Below are 3,695 nucleotides of genomic sequence, written 5' to 3' on the forward strand. Positions count from 1 at the left end.
GTGCCACACCGGCCGCCGCCACGGTGCTGATCACCGTCGGCGCCGCCTGGTGCCAGGGCTGGTTGCCGTTCCTGCCGCCGGCACCGCTCGCGGTGTGGCAGGTCGTCCCGGCACTGCTGCTCCTCGCCGCAACCGGCCTCCTGATGCCGCGTACCCGACCCAGCGACGTGACCCAGCCCCTCGGGCCCTACACGGACCTGGCCTGGCGTGGTCGCGGCCCGGCCGTCATCGCCGGATTCGGGTGGCTGCTCTGCCTCGCGTACAGCACCGGCCTGCTCTACTGGGTCAGCGACCTGCTCAACCGGGACGCCACCGACAGCGGACGTCCCCCGGTGGTGCCGCCGGTCCCGGTGACCTGGTCCGGTCTGGTCTTCGGCATGGCACTGCTGCTGCTCGCCCTGGTCGCGATCCGTGCCGTCGTGCTGTTCCGCCGACTGCGCCGGCAGGAGTACGCCGAGCTGCGGGCAGAAGGCGGTCTCTCCGCGCACGACCTGCGCCGCGCCCGGGACGTCAGCACCCACCAGGCCCTGCACCGCCTGGTCGGCGAACACGCACTGCGACTGATCGGCTGGTACGCGGGCACCGCGGGGACACTCGCCGCGCTCGGCTGCATGGTCGTGCTCTCCCCCGCCCGCCCGCACGATCTCACCTCGGGCACCACCGGCACCGTCATCGGGGTCGTCGCCGACGTCGGTGACCGGCTGCTCGGGTGGCTGCCTCTGGCGATCGCCGCGATCGGTCTGCTGGTCTACCGCAACGACACGGTCCGGCGGTCGGTCGGCGTGGTCTGGGACGTCGGCACGTTCTGGCCGCGCGCCGCGCACCCGCTCGCCCCACCGAGCTACGCCGAACGGGCCGTGCCGGAACTACTCACCCGCACCGCCGGGCTGCTCGCCCTGACCGAACACGATCCCCGCCGGGTGGACGGCATCATCCTCTCCGGACACAGCCAGGGCACCGTCATCTGCACCGCCGTCATCCTCCAGATACCGCAACGCTGGCGGCAACGGATCTGGTTCTTCTCCTACGGGTGCCAGCTCACGCGGCTCTACGGCCGGATCTTCCCGGCGTACTTCGGCCCGGACCGGCTGCCGGTGCTGACCCGGGCACTGACCCGCCCCTCGGCCGGAACCCGGTGGACGAACTTCTGGCGGGACACCGACCCGCTCGGCTGGCCGGTCACCGCCGGGGAACGCGACATCGCGGTCACCGACCCGGAGGCACTGCACCCCAGCGACGGCGAGGTGGCCGACCCGCCGATCCGCAGCCACAGCGGATACCCGGAGGCGGCCGAGTTCCAGCGGGAACGGTCCCGGGTGGCGTGGATGCTGCGTCGGGCCGTGCCGTCACCCCGGAGGGGGGTCGGCTAGCCGGACCACCAGGTCGGCCCGGACGGCGGTCTCGGCCACCAGCGCGGCGTTGACCTCGTCGCTGCCCAGCGCCCAGGCGCGCGCCTCCTCGGCCGACCGGCCGTACCCGACGTGCCGGGCCACGAGCCGACGCCGTCGCAGGTCGCCGTCGAGATCCAGGAACCACGCCTCGTGCAGCAACGCCCGCATCTCGTCCCACGGCCAGTCCGGCACGAGCAGGTAGTTGCCCTCGGTCACCACCAGCCGGACCTCCGGCGGCACCTCGATCGCGCCCGCGATCGGTTCCTCCAGCTCCCGGCGGAACTCCGGCGCCCAGACCGACGTCGGCTCCTTCCGCCGCAGGCGGCGCATCAGCGAGACGTACCCGTTGGCGTCGAAGGTGTCGATCGCCCCCTTGCGGGCGGCGCGGCCCAGCCGGTGCAACTCGGCCTGGGCCAGGTGGAAACCGTCCATCGGCACCAGCCGGGCGGACGCACCGATCGCCGCGACCACCTCGGCGGCCAGCGTGGACTTGCCCGCACCGGGTGCGCCGGTGATGCCGAGCAGTTGCCGGGGACCCGCGTCGGCCAGGGCGCGGGCCCGCCGCACCAACTCGTCGACGGGCAGCACCCGGGCCTCGGTCATCAGGACAGGACCGGCCGGGTGATCGCGAACCGGGCCCGCACCGCCGCGTGCACCGACTGTGGTTGCGGATCGAGTTCCAACTCCGGCACGGCGGTCGACTCGACCCCACCGGCGTCGAACGACATCCGGGCCATCATCGGCTGCCCGCCGCCCTCGTCGGCGAGCTCGATCAGGTCGGTGACCCGCGCGTCGAGCGCCTCGGCGTACTCGCGGGCGCGCAGCAGGGCATCGGCGATCGCGGCATGCCGGGCCTCCCGGTAGGCCGGGCTGTCCGGCCGCAGCGACCACCAGGGCCCGGCGACCGCCACCTGGTCCTGGTCGGCCAGCCGCAGCATCAGTTCGCCGAGCGCGGTGAAGTCGCTGACCGTCACCGTGGTCACCACCGAGCCGTGCCAGGCCACCACCCGCTCGCCGGACCGTCGTGTCTCGGGCCGCACCCGCAGGTCGCCGGTCTCGCGGCGGTCGATCGTCGGCCCGTACGAGTCGAGCAGCACCCGGATCGCGGCGGCCCGCTCGGCCAGCCGGGTCAGCGTGGGCTCGCGCTCCCGGTCGCGCGCGAGCGCGGTCACCGCGAACCGGGCCTCCTCCGGAGCGACTTCCCGGTACGCCTCACCGCGTACGGTCACCACCGGTCCGTCCACCATGCCCTCACCCTAGCGGCGGCTCACGTACCGCGCCCACCGATGCGTCCCGCCCGACGGATCAGCCGGCCTGCGGGAGCTGCGCAGTGTACGAGACCACCTCGTCGAGGACCCGGCACCCGCTGAGGTGACCGCCCGCCGCGCCCAGCCCGGTCAGCCAGGCGACCTCGGCGGTGGCCTCACCGTCGACCGGGAACGGGCGGACCGTCGGTTGGTACGGCCGTCCGGCGAGTGCGACCCGGGCGGCACCCGCCTCGGCGTACCGGGCGGTGAGCGCGTCACCGTCACCGGCTCGCAGCGCCTCGGTCAGCTCGTCGAGGTAGGCGGTGACCTCGGCCAGGGCGGCCAGCACCTGCTCACGGTTGCCGCGCAGCATGTTCGCGGTGCGCGGGGCCGGGGTGCCGGCGACCCGGGTGCCGTCGCGGAAGCTGCCGGCGGCCAGCGTCAGCACGGCGTCGCGCAGCGGCGAGCGCTGGGCGGCACCGGCCAGGGCACCGGCGAGCAGGTGCGGCACGTGCGAGGAGAGCGCGACCACGGCGTCGTGCCGGTCCGCCGCCATCGGCACCACCCGGGCCCCGATCACCTCGGTGACCAGGGCGGCCAGCCGGCGGAACGCGCCCAGCCCGTCCGGCGCGGGACAGAGCACCCAGGCGGCGCCCGCGAACAGCTCGGGCCGGGCCGCACCGAGACCGGCCCGGTCGGTGCCGGCCATCGGATGACCGGGCACGAAGCGGTGGGTCAGGCCCCGGGTCGCGGCGAATGCGGCCAGCTCGGCCTTGGTGCTGCCGACGTCGGTGAGCAGGCAGTCCGGCCCGGTCGCCGCGGCCACCTCGACCAGGGTCTCCGGCAGGGTCGGCAGCGGCCCGCCGAGGAACACCACGTCCCGGCCGGCCACCGCGTCGGTCAGCCGCTCGGAGGTGGGTACGCCGGCCAGCCGGGCCTGGCGGCGGGTCGCGTCGTCCGGGTCCCAGCCCGTCACGTCCAGCCCGGCGGCGTGCAGCCGGAGCAGCACCGACCCGCCGATCAGGCCGGTGCCGACCACCGCCGCGCGCATCAGGGG

3 protein-coding genes and 1 pseudogene are annotated in these 3,695 nt (G+C 75.0%); 1 reads left to right on the forward strand and 3 read right to left on the reverse strand.

The genetic code is table 11. The features are described from left to right. Positions 1-1,370: pseudogene (locus EYA84_RS28530) on the forward strand (hypothetical protein); the annotation flags it as partial. On the opposite strand, the gene EYA84_RS28535 reads toward EYA84_RS28530, so the two are convergent. Genes EYA84_RS28535 through EYA84_RS28545 form a run of 3 tightly spaced genes read right to left on the reverse strand, consistent with a single transcriptional unit; the run spans position 1,347 to position 3,689 of the window. Further along, a complete protein-coding gene (locus tag EYA84_RS28535) occupies positions 1,347-1,994 on the reverse strand; it encodes a nucleoside/nucleotide kinase family protein (RefSeq protein WP_131057041.1) in 648 nt (215 codons plus the stop codon). The pseudogene EYA84_RS28530 and the gene EYA84_RS28535 overlap by 24 nt on opposite strands. After that, positions 1,994-2,638 (reverse strand): SIMPL domain-containing protein, encoded by a 645-nt coding sequence (locus EYA84_RS28540; protein WP_131057043.1) that lies wholly within the window; start codon positions 2,636-2,638, stop codon positions 1,994-1,996. The genes EYA84_RS28535 and EYA84_RS28540 overlap by 1 nt, the downstream gene beginning before the upstream one ends. A gap of 58 nt (positions 2,639-2,696) precedes the next feature. Further along, positions 2,697-3,689, reverse strand: coding sequence for a prephenate dehydrogenase/arogenate dehydrogenase family protein (locus tag EYA84_RS28545; protein WP_236146008.1), 993 nt, complete (start codon positions 3,687-3,689; stop codon positions 2,697-2,699). Positions 3,690-3,695: the final 6 nt, after the last annotated feature.

This window comes from Verrucosispora sp. SN26_14.1 (assembly GCF_004307965.1).
Lineage (GTDB): Bacteria > Actinomycetota > Actinomycetes > Mycobacteriales > Micromonosporaceae > Micromonospora.

Bases quoted from the DNA above. Each gene is read 5' to 3' on its own strand.
- EYA84_RS28535 (WP_131057041.1), bottom strand. From the start codon at position 1,994: ATGACCGAGGCCCGGGTGCTGCCCGTCGACGAGTTGGTGCGGCGGGCC.
- EYA84_RS28545 (WP_236146008.1), bottom strand. From the start codon at position 3,689: ATGCGCGCGGCGGTGGTCGGCACCGGCCTGATCGGCGGGTCGGTGCTG.
- EYA84_RS28540 (WP_131057043.1), bottom strand. From the start codon at position 2,638: ATGGTGGACGGACCGGTGGTGACCGTACGCGGTGAGGCGTACCGGGAA.